Genomic DNA, 21,526 nt, shown 5'->3' on the forward strand with positions numbered 1-21,526 from the left:
CCAGCCACCGCACCCACCACGACAGCACAACCCAGAGCAGCCTAAGTTCCTGGCATTGACTCTGAGTCCCTCAGGGTTCCCCTCACGGAAGGTGCCGAGCTTCAACCCCGCCGGGCGGCGAGAGCGTCGGCGCGGGCCCGTCGGCGGTCCGGTTTGTTGTTCGCGGTGAGCGGCACCGCGGCGATCAACCGGACAGTCTTCGGGATCTTGTACCCCGCCAGTTCCGCGCGGCAGTACTCCCGCAGCGCGGCCGGTTCCACAGTCCGGCCCGCAGCCGCGACGACGCTCGCCTCCACCCGTTCTCCCCAGTGCTCGTCCGGCACCCCGTACACGATCGCGTCGGCGACATCCGGGTGCCGGAGCACGACCTCCTCCACCTCGCGCGGGTAGACGTTCTCCCCGCCGCTGATGATCATTTCCTTGCGGCGGCCCGCGATGGTCACCCAGCCGTCCTCGCTCCGCGACGCGAGGTCTCCAATGTGGACACCGTCGGCCTGGAACGTCGCGGCGGTTTCGGAAGCGAGGCCGTAGTAACCGTGCGTCTGCCACGGACACGAAACCACCAGATCGCCGACGACGCCCGGCGCGGCTTCGCGGCCGTCGGCGTCGAGGATGCGCACGGTCGCGCCCGGCAGCGGCCTGCCGACTCCGGCGAACCGTCCGGCCAGCAGGTCGTCGTGGTCGAAGCCCATCACCGAGCCGAATTCGGTCGCGCCGAAACCGGCTCGGATGCGGGCGTTCGGGAAGTCGCGCAGCAGGTCTTGCACGAAATCGCCGGTAGATGGGGCGGAGCCGAACCGGATCGCGGTGACGTTCTCCCGCCGCGTCGACGCGTACTCGGGCCGGGCGCGCAGGGCGGCGAACATCGTCGGCGCGCCCATCAGCCTGCTGGCGCCCTGGTCGATCGCGGCGAGCGCGGCCGCGGGATCGAACCGCCGGTGGATCCAGACCTCGCCACCGGCGAACAGCGGCGTCAGCAGGTTCGTGCCGAGCGTGATGTGGAAGAACGGCGAGAAGAACAGCTCGACGTCCGACGGGATCCGCGGATTGCCGTGGGCGCAGGTGTTCAGCCACAACCACAGGCTGCGGTGAGTGTGGACCGCGCCCTTCGGGCTGCCGGTAGTACCGCCGGTGCCGAAGATGATCGCGAAGTCGTCCTCGTCCGGGGCGGCCTCGTTGTCGCCGGGATTGTGCAGCGGGGCCAGCCGTTCGGCGGTCGGTACGGGCTGGTTCGCCGAGGGAAGTTCGATGACGCGGTACCCGGTTTCCCGGGCGAGCGGCGCGTACGTCGGGTCGGCGACCAGCGCGGTCGGTTCGAGCGCGCTGAGGTACGCGCGGGCTTCCGGCGCGGTCAGCCGGATGTTCAGCGGCGCGGCCACCATTCCTGCGGCGAGCGCGCCGAGGATCGCGACGGTGTGCGGGATCGACGGCTCCATCGCGGTGACGATCCGGTCGCCCGGCTTGGCCCCGGACTCGCGCAGCCCGGCGGCGGTCGCGTCCATCGCGGCGACCAGTTCGGCGAAGGTGAGTTCGCCGTGCTCGTCGGCCAGGGCGCGCCGGTGCGCGCCGTGCGGTTGGCCGCCGATCGTCCGCAGCCAGCTCGGCAGCGTCAGGTCGTTGCCCACGGTCGTTCCTCCTTCTCGGGCTCCGCCCGGAAGATCGGGGCGGGCTCCTCGTATAGTGCCTCGTCCAACGCGGACAGCTCGGCAGCCCAGCCGGGGTAATCGGCCTCGAGCTGGGCGATCTCGGCGGGAGCCGGGGAGAGCCCGGCCGCGGCGAGCAGGGCCGCGACGGTCATCGGACGCGCTCCGCCGGTGTCTGGTGGTGCCAGCTGGTTCGCTGCTGGTAGGCGTGCCCGGCGGCGAGCAGGGTGGCCTCGTCGAACGGCCGTCCGGCGATCTGCAGGCCGAGCGGCAGGCCGTCGTCGGTGAAGCCCATTGGGACCGACAGCGCCGGATTGCCGACGGCGTTCCAGTAGGAGGTGAGCGCGGTTTCGGCCATCCCGGACGTGCTCAGCGCAGCGATCTCGGGGGCACCGCCGGTGGCGGTCGGCATCACCACCAGATCGACTTCGGTGAACAGCTGTGCGAGCTTCCGTTGCCCAGCCCGTCGGATCCGCTGCAGTCGCACGTAATCAGCGGCGGAGACCAGCGCGCCCTTCGCGATCGCCATCCGCGTGGAAGCACCGTAATCGGACCACCGGCGCTGGAGATTCGTTCGGTGCCAAGCGAAAGCCTCCGCCGCGAGACCGAACTTGGTCACCGTCTTCAGTTCCGCGTAGTACGGCAGTTCGACCGGCCTCGTGCGCGCGCCCGCGTCGCGAAGGACAGCTACCGCCTGCTCGAAAGCAGAGCCTCGGGCCGCAACCACTCCGATCCGCACACCGGCCAGCGAATCGGTCAGCCCGCCGCGGAAGTCCTCGAAAGGCCGGTCGACCGAAGACGGATCGCCGCGATCGGCACCGGCGAGCGCGGTCAGCAGGATCGCGCAGTCCTCGGCGCTGCGGGCGAGCGGGCCGACGTGGTCGAAGCCGGGCGCGAGCGGGACGCAGCCGTTCTTCGGCACCCGGCCGTACGTCGGCTTCAGCCCGGTGACCCCGCACAGCGCGGCGGGGTACCGGATGCTGCCCGCGGTGTCGGTGCCGAGACTGCCGAACACCAGGCCCGCGGCGACCGCGCTCGCGCTGCCGGAGCTGGAGCCGCCGGTGTAGTGCGTGGGACGCCACGGGTTGCGCGGGAGCGGGAACGGCTTCGTCCGGTCCGGCGCGCCGATCCCGAACTCCATGGTGGTCGTCTTCCCGGTGAGCACCGCACCGGCAGCGCGCAGCCGCGCGACCGCCGGTCCGTCGCCGCGGCGACCCCACGCGCGATCGAGCACCTGGCTCTGCGCGGTCGTCTCGCCCTCGTCGGTGGCGAGGAGATCCTTTACTGCCAACGGAATCCCGTGCAATGGACCGCGATCGAGGCCAGCCGCCAGCTCAGCGTCCGCCCGTTCCGCGGCGGCCCGAGCGGGTCCGTCGAATCGCGAGAGGTAGATGCCCAGCGTGGCGTCATGCTCGTTGGCGGCGGCAAACGAGGATTCGGCCAACGCCACCGCGGTGGTCCTCCCGGTCCGGAGAGCCACCGCGGCTTCGGCGATGCTCAGGACCATCGAGCGGCCGGTTCGGCGGCAGGGGAGTCCGCCTCGGACGACGCGGTGAGGTCGCTGCCGCGGGTCTCCGAGATCCGCCAGATCGCCACGATGGTGACGACCGCCCCGACGCCCGCGATGGCGCTCAGCGGCAGGCTCGACCCACCGAACGCGGCGACGAGGCTGCTCGCGATCAGCGGCGTGAACCCGGCGCCGAGCAGGCTCGCCAGCTGGTATCCCAGCGAGACCCCGGTGTAGCGCACCTCGGTGCCGAACATCTCCGACAGCATCGGCGCGAGCGGCGCGTACATGAGGTTCTGCAGCACCTGCGCGCCCATCAGACCGAGCGTCAGCCACAGCACCGAGCCGCTGGTGACCATGGCGTACAACGGAAGCGCGTAGAGGATCGTGCCGACCGCGCCGATCAGGCTCACTGTCCGCCGTCCTACGCGGTCCGACCACGCCGAGAATGTCGGAATGCAGATGATCCCGACGCCCGCGACGAACAGGAGTGCGCGGGCGACGTCGGACACGTCGTAGCCGAGGGTTTTGGCGTAGGCGATGCTGTGCGAGCTGACCAGCGCGGTGAGCGCGAACGGCCCGATCCCGGCCGCGCAAGCGAGGATGAGCGCACGCGGGCGGCGCAGCACCTGCAGCACCGGCACGGCGGGCTTCTTGTCGCCTGACTTGGCCGCCTGCTCGCGGAAGACCGGGCTCTCCGACACCCGCAGCCGCACGTACAGGCCGATCATCAGCAGCAGCGCGCTCAGCAGGAACGGCAGCCGCCAGCCCCACGAGAACAGCGCGGGTTTCGGCAGCAGGCTCACCAGCGCGAACACGAGCGTCGCCAGGAACGACCCCAGCGGCGACCCGAGCTGCATGATGCCCGCCCACAGGCCGCGCCGGCGCGCGCTCGCGTGCTCGACGACCATCAGCGCCGCGCCGCCCCATTCGCCGCCGACAGCGATCCCTTGCACCACGCGGAGGAACACGAGCAGCAGCGGCGCGGCGATGCCGATCGAGCTGTAGGTCGGCAGCACGCCGATGAGGAAGCTGGCCGCGCCCATCAGGGTCATGGTCACCATCAGCATCGACTTGCGGCCGAGCTTGTCGCCGAAGTGGCCGAACACGAGCCCGCCGAGCGGACGCGCGACATACCCGGCGGCGAGCGTGCCGAACGCGGCGATGGTGGACGTCGAGGAGTTCAGCGACGGGAAGAACAGCGGCCCGAACACGAGGGCGGCGATCGAGCTGTAGATCAGGAAGTCGTAGTACTCGATCACGGTGCCCAGCAGGCTGGACATCGTCACCTTGCGCAGTTCGGGGGACGCGGCGCCGCTGCCGGGGGCGGGCGGCTGGGGTTCTGGCGAGACCATCGGGACCTCCGGGAATGGGGGCGGTGGGCGACCGAGTTGAGGATACTGATAGGCGGCCGGAGTGCAAGGGGTGCGCGATCCGGATGCGATTCCGTTACCGCCGCTATGACCGGCGATTTTAGTGCGGCGAGAGAGCTTCGGGGTTCGCGCATGGTTGCGGAGTAGAGCTAATTGAGTATCCTTTATTCATCGAACGAGGTGGAAGGAGTCGGCGACGTGCACCGACTGGACGAAAGCCTGGGCCGCCGCGGGCCGGAGGGACGCTGATGGAGTTCGCGTGGGATCAGGCCGACGTCGCGTTCCGGCGCGAGCTGGGGGACTTCCTCGACCGCGAGCTGGCGGGATGGGACCGGTCCGAGACCGGCCTCGGCAGCGCCGTCTACAGCGATTTTTCACGCGGATTCGTCGGCAGGCTGGCCGAAAAGGGCTGGCTGACGCCGCACTGGCCGCGCGAGTACGGCGGCGGCGGGCAGGGCGCGTGGCAGCATTTCGTGCTCGGCGAGGAGATGTGGCGGCGCGGGGAGCCGCGCGGGCCGCAGTACATGAACGTCAACTGGGTCGGGCCGGCGATCATCAAGTACGGCACCGAGGACCAGCAGCGCTTGCTGCTGCCGCCGATCGCGCGCGGCGAGGTCTTCTGGTGCCAGGGCTTCTCCGAACCCGAGGCGGGCACCGACCTGGCCGCGCTGCGGACGAAGGCGGTGCGCGACGGCGACAGCTACGTCCTCAACGGACAGAAGATCTGGACGTCCTACGCCAACGTCGCCGACTACTGCTTCCTGCTCGCACGCACCGGATCGGCCGCCGACGGGCGGGACGGCATCTCGGTCTTCCTGCTCCCGCTGAACACCCCGGGGGCCGAGGTCCGGCGCATCCCCGGGTTCGTGGGCGATCATTCCTTCAACGAGCTCTTCCTGACCGACGCCCGGATTCCGGCGGACTGCCTGCTGGGGGAGGAGAACAAGGGGTGGGAGATCGTCCGGCGCACCCTCGCCTACGAACGCGTCGGCGCGCCCCGGTACGCGCGGGCGGCGCTGGTGCTGGACCGGCTGGCCGCCGAGGTCGGCGCGTCCGGGCGGCTCGCCGACCCGGGGATCCAGGAGCAGTTCGGCCGCGCGCGGGCAGCGTGCGAGGCGGCGCGCGTGCTGGTGTACCGGGTGATCGACGAGCGGGCGAAGGCGAAGGAGCCCTCGCCGATGGCGTATCAGGCCCGTGCCGCGATGGTGCAGGCCGAACGCGCGGTGGGCGACCTCGCGCTCGACGTGCTGGGCAGCGAAGCGCTCGTCGAAGGAGCGCTGGGCGACGCGCAGTTCCGCAACTCGCTCGGCGCGGGCATCGCCGCGGGCAGCTACGAGGTGCAGCTCAACCTGATCAGCCGTCTCATCCTCGAACTGCCGAAGGACTAGCCGTGGATTTCGAACCGACTTCGACCCAGCGCGCGGTGCTCGACGCGCTGGGCGCCCTGCTGGCCCGGCACGCCGGACCGGAACGCAGCCGTGCGCTGGCCGCTCGCGGCGAATACGACTGGAACCTCGAAGAAGCGTTGCGGCGCGACGGTTTTCTCGACCTGTTCGCCGCGGAGGACGCCGGCCCGCTCGACGCGACCCTGGCGGTGGAGGCGATCGCCGCCGAGCTCGGCGCGGTCAGTGCGGTGCCGCACCTGCTGGTGTTGCCCGCGCTCGGGCTCGACCGTCCGGCCGGGCCCGTGGTGCTCGCGGCGGGCGACCCGGGTCCGGTGCGTTACGGCGGCGAGGCGACACGGATGCTCCTCGCTGACGGCGACCGGTGTTTCGCCGCCGACCTCGATTCCGGTGCGGCTGAACGGGTTCCGTCAGCTTACGGCTATCCGCTCGCCCGGGCGGTTTTCGCGGGTCGCGAAGAGCTGTCGCCCGGGAGCTCCGCGACGATGGTGAACTGGTGGCGGGTCGGCGTCTCCGCGGAGGCTGTCGGCATGATGCGCCGGGGCGCCGCCATCGCGGTCGCCTACGCCAAGGACCGCAAGGTGTTCCGCCGCTCGCTCGGTTCGTTCCAGGCGCTGCAGCACCGGCTGGCCGAGGTGAACGTGCTGGTCGAGGGCGCGCGCTGGCTGGTTTACGAGGCCGCGTTCGCCGGGGCTCCCGCCGAAGCCGCCGCGGTCGCCGCGACGCACACGATGTCCGCGCTCGGCCGCGTGACCAGGGAAACCCACCAGATCATGGGCGCGATCGGGCTGACCGCCGAACACGACCTGCACCTGTGGACGCTGCGGTTGCAGGCATTGCGCGCGGAACTGGGCAGCTGGCGGACGCCGAGCCGGGCCGCCGCCGAAGCACGGTGGGCGACGGCATGAGCGTCGCGTTGACGCCCACCGAGGAGCAGCGGGCGCTCGCCGAGGTGGTCCGGAGTTTCTGCCGGACGCACTGTCCGGACGAGGTCTGGCGCTCCGGTGCGTTTCCGGCGGAGTTCTGGCGCGGGCTGGCCTCGCTCGGAGTGCTTTCGCTGGCTGTGCCGGGCGAAGGCGGCGGAGCGGGTGACATCGCGGCCGCCTGCGCGGAGCTGGGCCGGGCTGCCGCGCCTGGGCCGTTGGCCGCCACGGTGTTCGCTGCGCACGCGCTGCCGCCGGAGCTGTCGGCCCAGGTCGCGGACGGGAGTTGCGTGGCCTCGGTCGGCGCGCCGCCCTTGCTGCCGTGGGCTCCCGTGGCGGGCGTTTTCGTTGAGACGGACGGCGCTGGTGCCTGGCTCGCCGAGGCTGGTTCGGTCGAGCCGGTTGAAGTGCTGGGCGGAGAGCAGTGGGGTCGGGTTGCGCTGACGCGAGGTCAGCCGTTGGAACGCGTCGAGACGGCGACGGCGCTCTCGGACATCGCGGCGGCCGCGTACTTGAGCGGTGCGGGACGGCGGTTGCTTGACCTCGCTGTCGAACACGCGCGCACGAGAGTCCAATTCGGACGTCCGATCGGGACCTTCCAGGCGGTCGCGCATCCTCTCGTGAATGCCGGGCTTTCGCTTACCTCGGCGGAAAAACTCACCACGATGGCGGCACTGGCGCTCGACGACGAACATCCCGACGGGACCGCGCTGGCGGCCGCGGCGCGGTGTTCGGGCGGACGTGCGGCGGTCGAGGCGGCGGAAGTCGCGCACCAGACGTTCGGCGCGATCGGGTACTCGGTGGAGGGACCGATCGGGCCGCTTTCGCAGCGGATCAGGCACCAGGCACTGCGGCCGGGGTGCGCGGACAAGGTAGCGGCGAAGTACCGCCGGAAAGGCCAGGAACGATGAGCGACGCGCCCGAGGTGCTGTTCGAAAAGCGCGACCACGTCGCCTGCATCACGCTCAACCGCCCGCACCGGGGCAACTCGCTGACCGGGTCGATGATGCCGGTGATCCGCGAGATGTGGGCCGAGGTCCGCGACGACCCGTGGATCCGCGCGGCGATCGTGATCGGCGCGGGGGAGCGGCATTTCTGCACCGGGGCCGACGTGCACGCGGTCGCCGGGCGCGGCGGGATGAGCACCGGCAACGGGCCGCTGACCGACGAGGTGTTCTGGTCGCCGCGGCAGAACCGGGTGTGGAAACCGGTGATCAGCGCGGTGAACGGGCTGGTCGCCGGGGCCGGGCTGCACTTCGTCGTCGACGCGGACATCGTGCTGGCGGCCGACCACGCGGCCTTCATGGACACCCACGTCAACGTCGGTCTCGTCGGCGCGATGGAGAACATCGGCCTGGCGAAACGGCTTCCGCTCGGTTCGGCGCTGCGCATGACGCTGATGGGCAAGAGCTACCGGATGCCCGCCCAGCGCGCGTACCAGCTCGGACTCGTCGACGAACTGTCCGCTTCGGAGGACCTGATGGCCGACGCCGAGGAAATGGCGCAGGCGATCGCGCGGAACTCGCCGGAGGCGGTGTCGCTGTCGAAGCAGGCGGTCTGGAATTCGCTGGAGATGGGCTACGGGCAGGCGTGCGAGTACGGCTGGTCGCTGCTGCGCATGCACTGGGCGCACCCGGACGCGAAGGAAGGCCCGCGCGCGTTCGCCGAGGGCCGCGAGCCCAACTGGACAACCGGGGAGCAGTGAGATGGATTTCGGCTTCACCGCTGAAGAAGAGGCGTTCCGCGCGGAGGTCCTCGAGTTCCTGTGGGAATACCGGGACACCGACGGGTACTTCCACCGCGGCAAGAACACCGCGGACGGCGTCCGCCGGGTCTACCGCGCGCTGGGCGACCGGGGCTGGCTGTCGCTGTCCTGGCCGACCGAGTTCGGCGGCGGTGGCCGTTCGCCCGCGTATGAGTTCATCCTTTGGGACGAGATGGCCTACGCACGGGTGGCGCGCCCGCCGATGGGGCCGGGCCTGGTGGCCAAAGCCCTGATGACGCACGGCACCGACGCACAGCGCGAGCGGTACCTCGCCGACCTGCGACGCGGTCGGCTCAACTTCTGCCTCGGCTACTCCGAACCCGACGCGGGCTCCGACCTCGCCGCGGTGCGCACGAAGGCTCGTCGCGAGGGCGACCATTACGTGGTCGACGGGGCGAAGTGCTGGACGTCCAACGCGCACTGGTCGGACTGCATTTGGCTGCTGTGCCGGACCGGGGCGCCGGACAGTCGCTCTCGCGGACTGAGCGTGCTGATCGTCCCGCTGGACAGCCCCGGGATCACCGTGTCGCCGATCCCGACCCTGGACGGCGGACGGCTGAACGAGGTCCGGTTCGACGGGGTGCGGGTCCCGGTCGCCGATCGGGTGGGTGCGGAGAACGAGGGCTGGCAGGTCGTCGCTTCGGCGCTCGCGGTGGAGCGGCATGTGCAGTTCCCGCCGAAGCGGTTGCGACGGGATCTGCACGACCTGATGGCTGCGCTCGACTCGGCCGGGGTCGCCGACGATCCGGTGGTGCGGCGGAGCGTCGGTGAGCTGGCGGTGCGGCTCGCGGAGGTGGACGCGCTGGCGCTGGCCCTGCTGGGCGAGGTGATCCGGGGTGAACCGGCCGCTGTTCCGGCGGCGTATCACAAGCTGGCGGGCACGGTGCTGGCGCAGGACATCGCCCGCGCTGGGGTGGAGTTCGGCGGGGCGGAGGCGGTGGTCGCCGGGACGGATACGGAGTTTTTGTGGCGGCAGTCGATCCTGGAGACGATCGGCGGCGGCACGACGGAGGTGATGCGGGGGTTGATCGCGCGGCAGGAGTTCGGGCTGTCGGCTTGAGGGAGCCTCAGCTCAGAACGCGCGCCCCGCGCAGGTAGGACGCCAGCCGGATCCGCAGCCCCCGCAGATCCCGCAGCGCGAGCGGCAAGTGATAAGCCGGGCGATACCCCACCGCGACACCCCCGTCCCCGCACGGTCCCGCGAAGTACACAAACCCGTCGTCCTGGTCGCGGCGGGCGGGGGACCACGGCTGGTCCTGCCAGGCGCGCGCCGCGGCGTGGCTGGCGATCCAGTAGTTCGGGGCCTTCATCGTCTCGGCGATCGCGGCGGCGAAACCGGCGGCGTCGGTGTCGCTGACGCCCAGTCCGCGGCCCGGCCACACGCGCGGCAGCACCCGGTCGGCAGTGTGGTCTTCGAGCCACGGCGCGCAGGCGAAGATCGCACTGGACCCGTCTACCGAGACCGACCAGCGTTGCATGGCCGCAGTGGGCGGGATTTCGTACATGGCGACCACCTGCCGGGAAAACGACGATTTGGCGAAGCATAAATGAACGGTCTGGGGCCCTGCAGATCGCGGTTCAGCGAGGGGCGCCGAGTGCGGCGGAAATCCGGTCGGCGACAGTGCGGGTGAAGCGGCCCGCCGCGGGCAGTCGGCCGCCGAGGCGCGATTTCGGGGCGGACACGTTGACTGCCGCGACAATGTCGCCGCGGAAGCCGTACACGGGCGCGGACACGCCGACCAATCCTGGCTCGAACTCCTCGTCCACCGTTTCGTAGCCGCGTTTCCGGATCCCGGCCAGCTTCGCGGTCAGCGCCTCGAGCGTGAGCGGCGGCAGTTCCTCGGCGACGCCGGGGAGATCGGGGAGCGGGTGCGCGGCGGCGCCGGCGAAGGTCCGCCACCATTGGCCGACGGTTTCCTCGTCCCATTCGCTCAATAACACCCGTCCGGGTGAGGTCGTGAACGGGTCGACGCCGACGCCTTCCCAGCCGAGTCCGCGAAAAGCGTGGGACGCGAGTTCGCTCCGGAGGGTGAACACCTGGCTGGCGCGCAGAACGCACAAATGCGTCGTTTCGTTCAGCCGCGCCACGATCGCGCGCAGAAAGGGCGCGGCCAGGTGCGCGAGGTGCGTTTCGGTGGCGTGGGTGGCCAACGCGAACAGCCGCCAGCCCGGCCGGTACGCGCGGGTGTGTTCGTCGCGCGACACCAGACCGGCGTCGGCGAGCGTCGCGAGGGCTCGCGAGACCTGTGCCTTGTCCCGGCCGGACAGTTCGGCGACGCGGGACACGCCGAGCCCGTCGCGCGCTTCCGGCAGTGCGAGGACTTCGAGCAGGTCGACGTCGCGGACCAGACCCGAACCGTAGGTGCGCTGGTTCGCCATGTTGAGGACTGTGCAACAACGATTGGGCGAGCGTCAATCCGGGGTTACCGTCCGGAGAGTGAAGATCGCCGACATCCAGCTGCTGCCCGGGACGCTGCCGCTCGATCCGCCGTTCGACGCCGCCTGGGATCCGGTGCCGCGCACGCGGTTCGACGCGACGGTGGTCAAGGTCGTGACCGACGAGGGCGTGGCCGGCTACGGCTCCGGCGACACGATGGCCGGCTTCGAGCCGTACGCGGAGCTGTTCCTCGGCCACGATCCGATGGCGATCAGCAGGCACGTGCGGGCGCTCGAGACCATCGCGTTCCACGCCGGGCGCTACTGGCCGCTGGAGATCGCGCTGTGGGACGTCATCGGGAAGGTGCTCGGCGTCCCGGTCGCGACGCTGTTCGGCGGCGCGGCGGACGCGATCCCGGCGTACGCGTCGACCGGCCGGATCCTGCCCGCCGAACAGCGGGCCGAGGTGATGGCCGGGATCCGCGACGAAGGGTTCCGGGCGGCGAAGATCCGGCTGGCCGCGGACGATTTCGCCGGTGGAATCCGCACCATGCGAGCGGTCCGCGAGGCAGTCGGGCCGGAGATGACCCTGATGGCCGACCTGAACCAGGCGTGGCGGATGCCGGGCGACGTGCGGCCCTCGCTCGACCCGGCAGCGGTCCGGCGGTTCGCGGAGGCGCTGCGCGAGCTGGACGTGTTCTGGCTCGAAGAACCGCTGCCGCTGGACGACCGGCCCGGCCTGCGCGCGGTGCGGGACACCGGGATTCGCGTCGCCGGGGGAGAAATGGTCCGGACCTTCCGAGAGCTGCTGGACCTGGTGGAATCCGACGCGCTCGACGTCTACCAGCCGGACGTCGCGCTCGCCGCCGGAATGCTCCGCGCCCGCACGCTCGCCGAACTGGTGCTGGCGCGCAACCGGCTTTTCACGCCGCATACCTGGTCGAACGGCCTCGGCCTGCTCGCGAACCTGCACGTGACCGCGGGCGTCGGCGGGGGACCGTATCTGGAATTCCCTTACGACCCACCGGTGTGGACGCCGCAGCGGCGCGACTTCCTGCTCGCCGCCCCGCTGGACATCGACGCCGACGGCCTGCTGCACGTGCCGTCCGCGCCGGGGCTGGGCGTCGCTGTCGACGAGGAACGGTTCGGGAGGAAGTCATGACCGAGATCCCGGCCATCGAAATCGGGCCTTATCCGGCTGCCACCTTCGCCGCCGGTGCTGTCGAGCAGTTGCCGCGATTGGTCCGGACTATCGGTGTGCGGAAAGTCGTGCTGGTCAGTGACCGCGGACTGGTCGCGACTCCGCTGCCAGAGCAGACGTCAGAGTTATTGCGGCAAGACGGTTTGGCGGTCGAGGTTTTCTCCGAAGTGCATCCGAATCCGACCACCGACGACGTCGACGCGGGCGGCGCCTTCGTGCGTGCCGCAGGTGCGCAAGCGGTGATCTCGCTGGGCGGCGGGTCCGCTTTGGACGCTGCGAAGGCGATCGCGCTCGCCGCGGTCAACGACCGTCCGGCGACCGAACTGGGCTGGAGCACCGAGGATTCACCGGATTTGGCGCCCGCGTTGCCGATCGTGGCGATCCCGACCACGTCCGGCACCGGTTCGGAATGCAACGACCTCGGCGTCATCACGGACCCCGTGCGGCAGCGCAAGTGCTACTTGGGCGGCCCGACTTGCCTTGCCCGGTATGCACTTCTCGACCCGGCGCTCACGCTGAGCCTGCCGCCTCGCGCGACCGCCGCCGCCGGAATCGACTGCCTGACCCATGCGGTGGAGTCATTTCTCTCCGCCCGGCCGAATCCGTGGGCGGATGGTCTGGACCTGCAAGCCGTCCGGCTGGTCGCGGAAAACCTGCGTCGCGCGGTTTCCGACGGCGGAGATCTGGCGGCGCGGGCGAATCTGATGCTGGCCGCGCACACGGCTGGCTTGGCGATGCGGACGACCGGACTCGGCGTGGTGCACGGCGTCGGGCACTCGCTGGGCGGCCGGTTCGACCTGCCGCACGGCCAGGCGTTGGCTTTGGTGCTGGGCGAATGCCTGCGGTTCAACCGCGCGGTGCGGGAAGAACGCCTGGCGCGATTGGCGGAACCGCTGGGCGTCGCCGATGCGCGGAAATCGTTCGCGCACAACGCGGACGCGGCGATCGCGGCGGTCGAACGGCTGGTCGCGGACGTGCGACTGGCCGGCCGGTTGCGCGAATTCGGCATCAGCGAAGGAGATCTGCCGGACCTGGTGGCCGACACCCTGGCGGACGGCGTACTGGCCAACACCCCGCGCGAGGTCTCGGCGGCGGACGTGACCGGCATTCTCCGCGCGAGCTGGTAGCCCGGCGCACGAAACCGGCAATGTCGGACATAGCTCGCGAATACCGTTGTGCCGCAACGGCAAACCGAGCAGGATCGCGGCCCTGCGCCGAACCGGTGCACTAGGTAACGATCTTATGTCCGCTTATTCTGCGCGCGCCGCCGCGGGAGGACAGTGGAAGCGGACCAGCCGACCCGGCAGGAGGCCGCGCCGTGGACAAAGCCGGAACGACCGAACAGCAGGCCCCGGCGGCCGTGGCGGGGGACGACAAACGGCTCAAGAAGCATTTCGGCCCGATCGGGCTGCTGTTCACGGCGGTGGGGTCGATCATCGGGTCCGGATGGCTCTTCGGCGCGCTCAAGGCGGCGCAGCTCGCCGGGCCCGCGGCGATCGTGTCGTGGGTGATCGGCGCGGTCATGTTCGTCCTGATCGGGATGACCTACGCGGAATTGGGCACGATGTTCCCGCATTCGGGCGGCGTCGCGCGGTACCCGCACTATTCGTACGGATCGTTCGCGAGCTTCTCGATGGGCTGGGTCACCTGGATCGCGGCGGCCGCGGTCTCGCCGATCGAGGTGCTCGCGGTCGTCCAGTACGCCACGAACTACGTGCCCTGGCTGGAAAGGCTCGACGCGGACCGCAACGCCGTGCTCACCCCGGCGGGCACCGGGATCTCGGTCGCGTTGCTGGCGTTCTTCGTGCTGGTGAATTTCTTCGGCGTGCGCTGGTTCTCCCGGATCAACAACGTGCTCGTGTGGTGGAAACTCGCGGTCATCGCGCTGGTGATCGTGGTATTCTTGGTGACAGCTTTCCACACTGATCATTTCGCGGGCTTCGGCGGGTTCGCCCCGTACGGGACGCACGGGATCTTCTCCGCGGTCGCGAGCGCCGGGATCGCGTTCTCGTTCTTCGGGTTCCGGCAAGGCGTCGAGCTGGCGGGGGAAACGGCCAACCCGAAACGCACCGTGCCGCTGACGCTCATCGGTTCGGTGGTGCTCACCGGGATCCTGTACGTGCTGCTGCAGATCGCGTTCATCGGCGCGGTCCCGTCGGACGCGATCGCCAAACAGGGCTGGGAACACGTCGGCGCGAACTTCACCGCGGGCGGCGACGTGCTGGCCACGTTCGGCCCGCTCGCCGCGATCTCGACCGTGCTCGGCATCGGCTGGCTCGCCGCGCTGCTGTACGCCGACGCGATCATCTCGCCCGGCGACACCGGGTTGATCTACACCGGCGTCACCGCGCGCATCTCGTATGCCATGGGGCGCAACGGGAACGCGCCGTCCGGGCTGTCGAAGGTGAACTCCGCGGGCGTGCCGTGGGTCAGCCTGATCCTGGCGTTCGCCGTCGGCTGCTTCTTCTTCCTGCCGTTCCCCGGGTGGAGCCAGCTGGTTTCGTTCGTCACGAACAGCACGGTGCTCTCGTTCGGTTCCGGGCCGCTGGTGCTGCTCGCGATGCGCAAGCAACTGCCCGGCCACGACCGCCCGTTCCGGCTCGGCCGCGGCACGACCGGGGCCGTCGCGTTCCTGGCGCTGTTCTCCACCAACCTGATCATCTACTGGACCGGCTGGGACACGAACTGGAAGCTGTTCGTGGTGATCGTCTTCGGGTACCTCTTGCTGGCGGCGAACCAGACTTTCTCGAAGCGCACCCCGCGCATGGACTTCCGGCACGGCTGGTGGGTGCTGGTGTGGTTCGCCGGGCTCGCGGTGATCAGCTACCTCGGCACGTATCCGGAGGCGTCCAGCCATGCCGGGAACCTCGGCGTCCTGGACTTTTCGCTGGGCGCGGTGGCGTCGCTGGTGCTGACCGCGATCGTGATGGCGCTGGCGCTGCGGAGCGCGCTGCCCAGCGAGCGGGTGACGGAGATCTTGGCTGAGCGGAGGGAGGCGGACGAAACCCCGGCGTGAGGTGCGGGGATAATCCGGGCGGTGGCCACGCTTCGCTTCGAGTTTCATCCGCCCTCCCTGACAGGCGGCCCGGTCTTGGTGCCGTACGTCGACGACGTCGCGCTGACCGAACTGATCGACCGGTTCGAACTCGCGGAAGGCATGTCCCCGGCCGGGGATGCTTACGGCGGTCTGCCCCAGGACTGCTTCCGCGGCACGAAGACCGATCACTTCCACGGCCTCGCCGCGGAGGAGGGCAAAAGCCTGCTCCTCGCTTGTTCGTGCGGGAGCGAGGGCTGCTGGCCGCTGCTGGCGCGCATTACCGTGACCGAGGACGATGTCGTCTGGGATTCTTTCGGGCAGCCGCGTCGTCCGGAGCGGGATTACCGCGGGTTCGGGCCGTTCCGGTTCGCTCGCGCCCAGTACGACGCGGCGGTGCTCCGGTTCGCGTCCGCCTGACGGTCTGCCATGCTGGGCCGCGGAGGTCGGATCATGGGCGCGAGCGTGGTTTTCGTCGTGTTCGACGGCGTGAAGATGCTCGACGTGACCGGGCCCGCCGAGGTGTTCGCCGAGGCGAATCTGGCCGGGGCCGGGTACTCGATCAGCTATCGGTCGCCGTCGGGAGCGCCGGTGGCGACGTCGGTGGGCGTCCGGCTGCCGGTGGACGGGCCGGTCGCCGAGACGCCGGATCCGGATGTCGTCGTGGTGGCCGGCGGGGACGGGCTGGTGGAGCACGGCGTGCCGGCCGGTCTGGTCGCCGCGATCCGGGAGATCGCGCCGCGTGCTGGTCGGCTGGTGTCGATCTGCACCGGTTCCTTCGCGCTGGCCGCGGCGGGCGTGCTGTCCGGACGGCGCGCCACCACGCATTGGCGGCACGCGGCCCGGCTCGCTCGTGCGCACCCGGACGTCGAAGTGCTTCCCGACGCGCTTTTCGTGCGGGACGGCGACATTTTCACCTCGGCGGGAGTGTCCGCGGGCATCGACCTGGCGCTCGCTCTGGTCGAACAGGACCACGGCCCCGATCTCGCGCGCACCGTCGCGCGCGGTCTCGTGATGTTCATGCAACGGCCGGGCGGCCAGTCGCAGTTCTCCGCGCCGTTGCGGATGCCGCGGCCGAGCACGCCGACGCTGCGTGAGGTGACCGACCTGGTTTCGGCGCAGCCCGCGCTCGACCACAGCGCGTCCGCGATGGCATCGCGGGCGGGTGTCAGCGCCCGGCATCTCGCGCGGCTGTTCGCGAGCGAACTGGACACGACGCCGGCGAAGTATGTCGAGCAGGTGCGGCTGGATCACGCGAAATCCCTCCTCGGCGCGGGGCACGGCGTCGCGGAAACCGCCCGTGCCTCCGGATTCGGCAGCTCCGAGACGATGCGGCGCGTCTTCGTGGCGCGCCTGGGGATTTCGCCGAGCCAGTACCGTGCCCGCTTCGAGACCACGGTCTCCTGACCCCTGTCCGGATCTGTGGGCACGTGGTCGGTTTTCGCAGTGGGAACGCGGACTTCGCCGGGCGAGACTCGGGCTAAGCCCCATTTCCCGAGGAGGTCTGTGGTGCCCGAAGTGATCGCCGGGATCGAGATTCCGGATACCGCGCTGGTGCGCGAGGCGACGGCGCTGGTGCGCGACGTCGCCGACGAGACGTTGTTCCACCATTCGCGGCGCGTGTTCCTGTGGGGTTCGCTGAAAGCCGCGGCGCGCGGGCTGACGGTGGATCCGGAACTCGCGTACGTCGGCGGGCTGTTCCACGACCTGGGGCTCACCGACGGGTACGCGACCTCCGACCGCCGCTTCGAACTCGACGGCGCCGAGGCCGCCCGGACGTTCCTCCTCGACCACGGCCGTTCGGAGGAGGACGCCCGGAACGTCTGGCTCGCGATCGCCCTGCACACGACGCCGGACATCCCGCTGCGGCTGGCCCCGGAGGTGGCGGTGGTGACGCTGGGCGTGGAAACCGACGTGCTCGGCCTCGGCCTGGCCGAGATCGACGGCGACCAGCGCACGGAGGTCGTCGCGGCGCATCCGCGGCCGGACTTCAAGAACCGCATCCTGCGCGCGTTCCGGGACGGGATGGCCGACCGTCCGGAGACGACGTTCGGCACCATGAACGACGACGTGCTCGCCTATTTCGATCCAGGGTTCGAGCGGACGGACTTCGTGGAGATGATCAAGGGGAGTGCTTGGCCGGAGTGAGGGGCCGCGCGGCTCGGGCTTGCCAGTTAGTCTGCGCGCAGATAATCTCTGCGCAGACTAACTGGGAGGACGGATCATGTGGACCACTGACTACAGCGCGGAAACCTCGGCGAGCCCGGACGCGGTGTGGGCGGCGTTGCGGGCCCTGCACAGCGGAACGCCGCTGAGCGAGCGCAGCGACCGGTTCGAACTGCACGGACCGTTCGAGAAAGGGACCGAGCTGTCGGTCACCCCGCAAGGGCAGGACACGTTCCGTTCGCGCATCACGGAGTTGACCGAAAACGAGGTCTACGAGGACGAAACGCGCTTCGGCGAGGTGGTGCTGCGGTTCCGGCACACGCTGGCCCCGCTCGCGGACGGCGGCACGCGCGTCACGCATCGTCTGGAGATCGAGGGGGAGGCGGGGCCGGAACTCGGGCCGCAGATCAGCGAGGACTTCCCGGTCGCCATGAGCGATTTGCTGGCGAGCGCGGAGCGGTCCGCGCGATGACGCGGTTCGCGGGCCCGGGGGACAGCCCGGGTTTCCTGCTGTGGCACGTGACTTTGGCGTGGCAGCGGCGAATCCGGCAGACGCTCGAACCGCTGGGCCTCACGCACGTGCAGTTCGTGTTGCTCGCGTGCTGCTGGTGGATGGAAACGCACGGCGCACCGCCGCGGCAGCAGGAACTCGCCGCGCGGGCGGGCACCGACATCAAGATGACGTCCCAGGTGATCGCCCGGCTGGAGACGGCCGGACTGGTGACGCGGACGGTCGACTCCGGCGACACGCGCGCGAAACTGGTGCGGCTGACCGAAAAGGGCCGCGACCTGGCAGGCCAGGCGGTGACCGCGGTGGAGCGGGTGGACGCGGAGATGTTCGGCGCCGAGGCCGCGCCGCTGCTGCGGACGTTGCGGTCGGTGCTGGACGCGGAGTGATCTGCTGGGTGGCTTGGTTGTCGTCTGGCTGCGGTGTGGGCTGCTGGGGTTGTTAGACCGTTGACTGGGGGCGGTGTGATCCGCTGGGCGACTTGGCCGTCGTCTGGGTGCGGAGTGATCCGCTGGGATGAGTTGGCCGTTGCCTGGGTGCGGTGTGAGCTGCTGGGGCGACTTGGTCGTCGTCTGGGTGCGGTGCGGGCGGAGGGCGTTCTGCTCGGGACTGTGCCGACCGGTGGCGGCGCTGCGGGCGGGCCAGGGCGGTGGTGTCTGCCCAGCCCGCCGCCAGGCCGGTCGGACGCCGGGCCGCGGTCTCGAGCCGTGCGCCCACGGCGGCTCAGTGCTGGCGTGGCCCGTCGCAGGTGCTGGTTTCGGCGGCGGTTTTGAGGTCGGCGAGCCAGGTTTCGAGGCCCATGTCGGAGGACGGGTCGGCTTGGGCTCCGGAGTGGCTTTCCTCGGTGCGGACGAGGATGCCGCCGCGGACGGGGGCGAAGGTCCAGACGTGGACGCCGTCGATGTGGTACCCGGCGCTGTCGGCGGGGCCGGTCCAGCGGAGGCACTTGCCGCGCTGGAGTTGCTGGACGGTGGAGCTGATGACCACTGTGCTCGGGGGAGCCGTGGGCACGTCGACGGTCGCCTGGAACCGCGAATGCTTGCGCAGCGGGCCAGGATCCAGCCGCCGCACGGTCATCGGGGCGGCGGGTTTCTGCCAGGACGTCCAGGCTTCCACGTCGGTCTGCAGGTCCCAGATCGTGTGCAGCGGCGCGTGGATGAGGATTTCGGCCCGGTGACGGGCTTTCGCACCTTGGTCGACGCCTTTGCCTTGGCAGGTCAGCGAAGCGGGGCCAGGGGCGGCGGCTTGAGCGGGTGCGGCTCCGAGGACGGCGGCGGTCAGCGGGATTGTGAGCAAGGCAGTCCGCAGGCTGCGGCGGCGAAGGGTTCGCGAGGTGGTCGGGTCGGTGCTGCGCATGGGTCTGCTCCTCTTGCCGAGTGGTGTTAATGCCATTAACTGTGGTGAAACCCTATAGCTCAGTTTCGGTGAAGGTCAATAGAAAAAGTGAAGGGCATTAACCGCCGCATCGGTGCGGCGGGGACTGAGCGGATGAGCACAGTGGACGAACTGCCGGGCAACGGCAGGTCCGCACACCGGGGCAAGCGTCAGGTCTGAAGGAAGACGTCCCTCAGGTCGGTCGAAACCGCGTGGACGTCCCGCCGCGGTAACGCGAGCCGAGACAACAGCCGTGAGGGGAACCCTGAGGGAATCAGAGTCCCTCAGGGTTCCCCTCACGGACTTGGGCTAGCAGGGCGCGCGAAGCGTCCGCCGCACCGCGTCGCGGAGCCAGCGGTGTGCCCCGTCGACGGATTGGCGCGGGTGCCACGCCATGCCGATCGTCAAGGGGGGCAACGGAACCGGGATGTCGAGAAGCCGCAGGCCGAGTGCGGTGGCGTCGGCGGTGAGCGGCGACGGGGGTTCGCCGGGGAGCGACGCGGGGATCAGGCAGACGACGTCGCTGCGTGCGGCGAGCGTCATCGCGGCCAGGTGGCTCGGCAGGACGATCACGACGCGGCGGCGGAGGTCGTGTTCGGCCAGTGCGGCGTCGAGGGGGCCGGTGAACCGGCCGCGGCGGCTGACCGCGACGTGGTCGGCGGCAGCGAGCCGGGTCGGGGTCAAGGGGGCCGAAGCGAGGGGGTGGCCGGGGCGGACGGCGGCGACCATGCGCAGGGTGAGCAGTTCTTCGACTTGCGTTTCGGGGTCGACGTGGTCGATGGAGCCGACTTCGAGGTCGAGTCGTCCGTCTCGGAGGGCCGAACCGGCTTCCCATTCCTCGGCTCGGACTCGCAGGGAGATGCCGGGGGCTTCCTCTCGCGTGAGCTGAAGGAGGCCGACAGCCAGAGCCGCGCCGACGAGGTCGGCGGCTTGGATCGTGAAGGTGGAGCGCAGGGTCGCGGGGTCGACGACGGTGCCGGGGCTGAGCAGCGCGCCCAGGCTGTGCACCACGGCGGCGGCCTCCTCGCGCAGGGACTGGGCGCGCGGAGTGGGGACCATGGTTTGCCCGGCCCGGACCAGCAGCGGGTCCTGCAGGATGCGTCGCAACCGGGCGAGCGTGCGGCTCATCGCGGCCGGCGAGGTGTGCAGGCGCGCGGCGGCGCGGGTGACGCTCTGCTCGGTCAGCAGGGCGTCCAAAGCGACGGCGAGGTTGGCGTCGATCGCCGGGTTCAGGCTGTTCACCAGGGTCATTCCAGTTCAGGCAAGGATTGCGTGCCGAAGTTCCCATTGTGGCATCACGGCCGTGCTCAGCAAGATCGAGGGCGTACTCATCGGTCCTAATTCACGAGGTTTTCATGATCGTCATCACTGCCCCTACCGGAAACATCGGCAGCCGCGTGCTGAGCCTGCTGTTCGACGCGGGCGAGGACCTGCGGGTGATCGTCCGCGATCCCGCGCGGCTGCCGGATCCGGTGCGCGAACGGGTCGAGGTGGTCGTCGGTTCGCACGGCGACGCTGACGTGGTCGACCGGGCTTTCGCGGGTGCGGACGCCGTCTTCTGGGTCGTCCCGCCGGATTCGTCGCGGACTCCGGCGGACGGGTGGAGCGGCTTTACCGGCCCGGCGGCGAAGGCGTTCGCCGCGCACGGGGTCGGGCATGTCGTCGGGGTTTCGGCGCTCGGGCGCGGCACGGCGGTCGCCGATCAGGCGGGGCTCGTCACCGCGTCGCTCGCGACGGACGAGCTCATCGCGGGGACCGGGGTCGCGTATCGGGCGCTCGCCAACCCGTCCTTCTTCGAGAATCTGCTGGAGGAGGTCGACTCGATCTGGGAGAAGGGCGTCTACGCCGACGTACTGGACCCGGATCGCAAGGCTCCGCTCGTCGCCGTCGCGGACATCGCCGCGGTCGCCGCTCGGCTGTTGCGGGACCGGTCCTGGACCGGGTTCGCCGACGTCCCGGTTCTGGGGCCGGAAGACCTGTCCCCCAACGATGTCGCCCGGATCATGACCGAGCAGCTGGGCCGTCCGGTCCGCTACGAGCGCGAGTCGCTGGACGACCTGCGCGGCACGCTCATCGGCTACGGGCTGAACGAAACCTTCGTCCACGGCATCGCGGACATGAAGCACGCCAAGGACAACGGTCTCGACGCCGGTGTCACGCGCACTGCGGAAACCGCGTCTCCGACCACTTTCGAACAGTGGTGCGCCGAAATCCTCAAGCCTGCCTTCGAAGCCTGACCTCCAAGGAACAGCA

Annotated in this window: 22 protein-coding genes; 14 read left to right on the forward strand and 8 right to left on the reverse strand. The window is 70.3% G+C overall.

What is annotated here, in order from left to right:
* Positions 1-101: 101 nt before the first annotated feature.
* Genes ACFORO_RS38785 through ACFORO_RS38800 form a run of 4 tightly spaced genes read right to left on the reverse strand, consistent with a single transcriptional unit; the run spans position 102 to position 4,505 of the window.
* On the reverse strand, positions 102-1,625 hold the full coding sequence (locus ACFORO_RS38785; protein ID WP_377871597.1) for a class I adenylate-forming enzyme family protein: 1,524 nt from the start codon (positions 1,623-1,625) through the stop codon (positions 102-104).
* On the reverse strand, positions 1,610-1,798 hold the full coding sequence (locus ACFORO_RS38790; RefSeq protein ID WP_377871596.1) for a hypothetical protein: 189 nt from the start codon (positions 1,796-1,798) through the stop codon (positions 1,610-1,612). The genes ACFORO_RS38785 and ACFORO_RS38790 overlap by 16 nt, the downstream gene beginning before the upstream one ends.
* A complete protein-coding gene (locus ACFORO_RS38795; RefSeq protein ID WP_377871595.1) occupies positions 1,795-3,150 on the reverse strand; it encodes an amidase in 1,356 nt (451 codons plus the stop codon). The genes ACFORO_RS38790 and ACFORO_RS38795 overlap by 4 nt, the downstream gene beginning before the upstream one ends.
* Positions 3,141-4,505, reverse strand: a complete 1,365-nt coding sequence (locus ACFORO_RS38800) for an MFS transporter (protein WP_377871594.1) — start codon at positions 4,503-4,505, stop codon at positions 3,141-3,143. The genes ACFORO_RS38795 and ACFORO_RS38800 overlap by 10 nt, the downstream gene beginning before the upstream one ends.
* Before the next feature lie 266 nt (positions 4,506-4,771).
* On the opposite strand from ACFORO_RS38800, the gene ACFORO_RS38805 reads away from it, so the two are divergent.
* Genes ACFORO_RS38805 through ACFORO_RS38825 form a run of 5 tightly spaced genes read left to right on the forward strand, consistent with a single transcriptional unit; the run spans position 4,772 to position 9,674 of the window.
* Positions 4,772-5,911 carry an acyl-CoA dehydrogenase family protein gene (locus ACFORO_RS38805; protein WP_377871592.1) on the forward strand — a complete coding sequence of 380 codons (1,140 nt, stop codon included), beginning with the start codon at positions 4,772-4,774 and terminating at the stop codon, positions 5,909-5,911.
* 2 nt (positions 5,912-5,913) lie between these two features.
* Positions 5,914-6,834, forward strand: coding sequence for an acyl-CoA dehydrogenase family protein (locus tag ACFORO_RS38810; protein WP_377871591.1), 921 nt, complete (start codon positions 5,914-5,916; stop codon positions 6,832-6,834).
* Entirely contained in the window at positions 6,831-7,760 is a 930-nt protein-coding gene (locus tag ACFORO_RS38815) for an acyl-CoA dehydrogenase family protein (protein ID WP_377871590.1), read from the forward strand. Before ACFORO_RS38810 ends, ACFORO_RS38815 begins: the two co-directional genes overlap by 4 nt.
* Positions 7,757-8,554 carry an enoyl-CoA hydratase/isomerase family protein gene (locus ACFORO_RS38820; protein WP_377871589.1) on the forward strand — a complete coding sequence of 266 codons (798 nt, stop codon included), beginning with the start codon at positions 7,757-7,759 and terminating at the stop codon, positions 8,552-8,554. Before ACFORO_RS38815 ends, ACFORO_RS38820 begins: the two co-directional genes overlap by 4 nt.
* Position 8,555: 1 nt before the next feature.
* Positions 8,556-9,674 (forward strand): acyl-CoA dehydrogenase family protein, encoded by a 1,119-nt coding sequence (locus ACFORO_RS38825; protein ID WP_377871588.1) that lies wholly within the window; start codon positions 8,556-8,558, stop codon positions 9,672-9,674.
* A 7-nt stretch (positions 9,675-9,681) separates the two neighbouring features.
* Here ACFORO_RS38825 and ACFORO_RS38830 read toward each other — a convergent pair whose 3' ends face one another.
* Complete coding sequence (locus ACFORO_RS38830; protein ID WP_377871587.1) at positions 9,682-10,119, reverse strand: hypothetical protein; 438 nt, start codon at positions 10,117-10,119, stop codon at positions 9,682-9,684.
* Between the two features lie 73 nt (positions 10,120-10,192).
* Positions 10,193-10,993 (reverse strand): IclR family transcriptional regulator, encoded by an 801-nt coding sequence (locus ACFORO_RS38835; protein ID WP_377871586.1) that lies wholly within the window; start codon positions 10,991-10,993, stop codon positions 10,193-10,195.
* Between the two features lie 58 nt (positions 10,994-11,051).
* Between ACFORO_RS38835 and ACFORO_RS38840 the strand changes: the two genes are divergently transcribed.
* The 8 genes from ACFORO_RS38840 (at position 11,052) to ACFORO_RS38875 (ending at position 18,288) form a co-directional block, all read left to right on the forward strand.
* Positions 11,052-12,152: a mandelate racemase/muconate lactonizing enzyme family protein gene (locus ACFORO_RS38840; RefSeq protein WP_377871584.1), complete on the forward strand. Its 1,101-nt coding sequence runs from the start codon at positions 11,052-11,054 to the stop codon at positions 12,150-12,152.
* Positions 12,149-13,318: an iron-containing alcohol dehydrogenase family protein gene (locus ACFORO_RS38845; protein ID WP_377871583.1), complete on the forward strand. Its 1,170-nt coding sequence runs from the start codon at positions 12,149-12,151 to the stop codon at positions 13,316-13,318. The genes ACFORO_RS38840 and ACFORO_RS38845 overlap by 4 nt, the downstream gene beginning before the upstream one ends.
* A 191-nt stretch (positions 13,319-13,509) precedes the next feature.
* A complete protein-coding gene (locus ACFORO_RS38850; RefSeq protein WP_377871582.1) occupies positions 13,510-15,207 on the forward strand; it encodes an APC family permease in 1,698 nt (565 codons plus the stop codon).
* Between the two features lie 21 nt (positions 15,208-15,228).
* A complete protein-coding gene (locus ACFORO_RS38855; protein WP_377871581.1) occupies positions 15,229-15,645 on the forward strand; it encodes a hypothetical protein in 417 nt (138 codons plus the stop codon).
* Between the two features lie 33 nt (positions 15,646-15,678).
* Positions 15,679-16,632, forward strand: a complete 954-nt coding sequence (locus tag ACFORO_RS38860) for a GlxA family transcriptional regulator (RefSeq protein ID WP_377871580.1) — start codon at positions 15,679-15,681, stop codon at positions 16,630-16,632.
* Positions 16,633-16,734: 102 nt separating this feature from the next.
* Positions 16,735-17,373, forward strand: a complete 639-nt coding sequence (locus tag ACFORO_RS38865; RefSeq protein ID WP_377871579.1) for an HD domain-containing protein — start codon at positions 16,735-16,737, stop codon at positions 17,371-17,373.
* A 76-nt stretch (positions 17,374-17,449) separates the two neighbouring features.
* Positions 17,450-17,863 (forward strand): SRPBCC family protein, encoded by a 414-nt coding sequence (locus tag ACFORO_RS38870; RefSeq protein ID WP_377871578.1) that lies wholly within the window; start codon positions 17,450-17,452, stop codon positions 17,861-17,863.
* On the forward strand, positions 17,860-18,288 hold the full coding sequence (locus tag ACFORO_RS38875) for a MarR family winged helix-turn-helix transcriptional regulator (RefSeq protein ID WP_354745664.1): 429 nt from the start codon (positions 17,860-17,862) through the stop codon (positions 18,286-18,288). The genes ACFORO_RS38870 and ACFORO_RS38875 overlap by 4 nt, the downstream gene beginning before the upstream one ends.
* A 334-nt stretch (positions 18,289-18,622) precedes the next feature.
* Here ACFORO_RS38875 and ACFORO_RS38880 read toward each other — a convergent pair whose 3' ends face one another.
* The gene (locus ACFORO_RS38880; protein WP_377871577.1) at positions 18,623-19,255 is read right to left on the reverse strand and encodes an SRPBCC family protein; all 633 of its coding nucleotides are present in this window, start codon (positions 19,253-19,255) and stop codon (positions 18,623-18,625) included.
* A gap of 327 nt (positions 19,256-19,582) precedes the next feature.
* Positions 19,583-20,524, reverse strand: a complete 942-nt coding sequence (locus ACFORO_RS38885) for a LysR family transcriptional regulator (RefSeq protein ID WP_377871576.1) — start codon at positions 20,522-20,524, stop codon at positions 19,583-19,585.
* Between the two features lie 104 nt (positions 20,525-20,628).
* On the opposite strand from ACFORO_RS38885, the gene ACFORO_RS38890 reads away from it, so the two are divergent.
* A complete protein-coding gene (locus tag ACFORO_RS38890; protein ID WP_377871574.1) occupies positions 20,629-21,510 on the forward strand; it encodes an NAD(P)H-binding protein in 882 nt (293 codons plus the stop codon).
* Positions 21,511-21,526 lie beyond the last annotated feature (16 nt).

Origin of the sequence: Amycolatopsis halotolerans, assembly GCF_042647905.1 — a bacterium.
Taxonomy (GTDB): Bacteria; Actinomycetota; Actinomycetes; order Mycobacteriales; family Pseudonocardiaceae; genus Amycolatopsis; species Amycolatopsis halotolerans.

What these genes read in the sequence shown, in the direction of transcription:
- ACFORO_RS38790 (WP_377871596.1), bottom strand. Translation starts at nt 1,798, where the DNA reads ATGACCGTCGCGGCCCTGCTCGCCGCGGCCGGGCTCTCCCCGGCTCCC.
- ACFORO_RS38795 (WP_377871595.1), bottom strand. Translation starts at nt 3,150, where the DNA reads ATGGTCCTGAGCATCGCCGAAGCCGCGGTGGCTCTCCGGACCGGGAGG.
- ACFORO_RS38800 (WP_377871594.1), bottom strand. Translation starts at nt 4,505, where the DNA reads ATGGTCTCGCCAGAACCCCAGCCGCCCGCCCCCGGCAGCGGCGCCGCG.
- ACFORO_RS38805 (WP_377871592.1), top strand. Translation starts at nt 4,772, where the DNA reads ATGGAGTTCGCGTGGGATCAGGCCGACGTCGCGTTCCGGCGCGAGCTG.
- ACFORO_RS38815 (WP_377871590.1), top strand. Translation starts at nt 6,831, where the DNA reads ATGAGCGTCGCGTTGACGCCCACCGAGGAGCAGCGGGCGCTCGCCGAG.
- ACFORO_RS38820 (WP_377871589.1), top strand. Translation starts at nt 7,757, where the DNA reads ATGAGCGACGCGCCCGAGGTGCTGTTCGAAAAGCGCGACCACGTCGCC.
- ACFORO_RS38825 (WP_377871588.1), top strand. Translation starts at nt 8,556, where the DNA reads ATGGATTTCGGCTTCACCGCTGAAGAAGAGGCGTTCCGCGCGGAGGTC.
- ACFORO_RS38830 (WP_377871587.1), bottom strand. Translation starts at nt 10,119, where the DNA reads ATGTACGAAATCCCGCCCACTGCGGCCATGCAACGCTGGTCGGTCTCG.
- ACFORO_RS38835 (WP_377871586.1), bottom strand. Translation starts at nt 10,993, where the DNA reads ATGGCGAACCAGCGCACCTACGGTTCGGGTCTGGTCCGCGACGTCGAC.
- ACFORO_RS38845 (WP_377871583.1), top strand. Translation starts at nt 12,149, where the DNA reads ATGACCGAGATCCCGGCCATCGAAATCGGGCCTTATCCGGCTGCCACC.
- ACFORO_RS38860 (WP_377871580.1), top strand. Translation starts at nt 15,679, where the DNA reads ATGGGCGCGAGCGTGGTTTTCGTCGTGTTCGACGGCGTGAAGATGCTC.
- ACFORO_RS38870 (WP_377871578.1), top strand. Translation starts at nt 17,450, where the DNA reads ATGTGGACCACTGACTACAGCGCGGAAACCTCGGCGAGCCCGGACGCG.
- ACFORO_RS38875 (WP_354745664.1), top strand. Translation starts at nt 17,860, where the DNA reads ATGACGCGGTTCGCGGGCCCGGGGGACAGCCCGGGTTTCCTGCTGTGG.
- ACFORO_RS38880 (WP_377871577.1), bottom strand. Translation starts at nt 19,255, where the DNA reads ATGCGCAGCACCGACCCGACCACCTCGCGAACCCTTCGCCGCCGCAGC.
- ACFORO_RS38885 (WP_377871576.1), bottom strand. Translation starts at nt 20,524, where the DNA reads ATGACCCTGGTGAACAGCCTGAACCCGGCGATCGACGCCAACCTCGCC.
- ACFORO_RS38890 (WP_377871574.1), top strand. Translation starts at nt 20,629, where the DNA reads ATGATCGTCATCACTGCCCCTACCGGAAACATCGGCAGCCGCGTGCTG.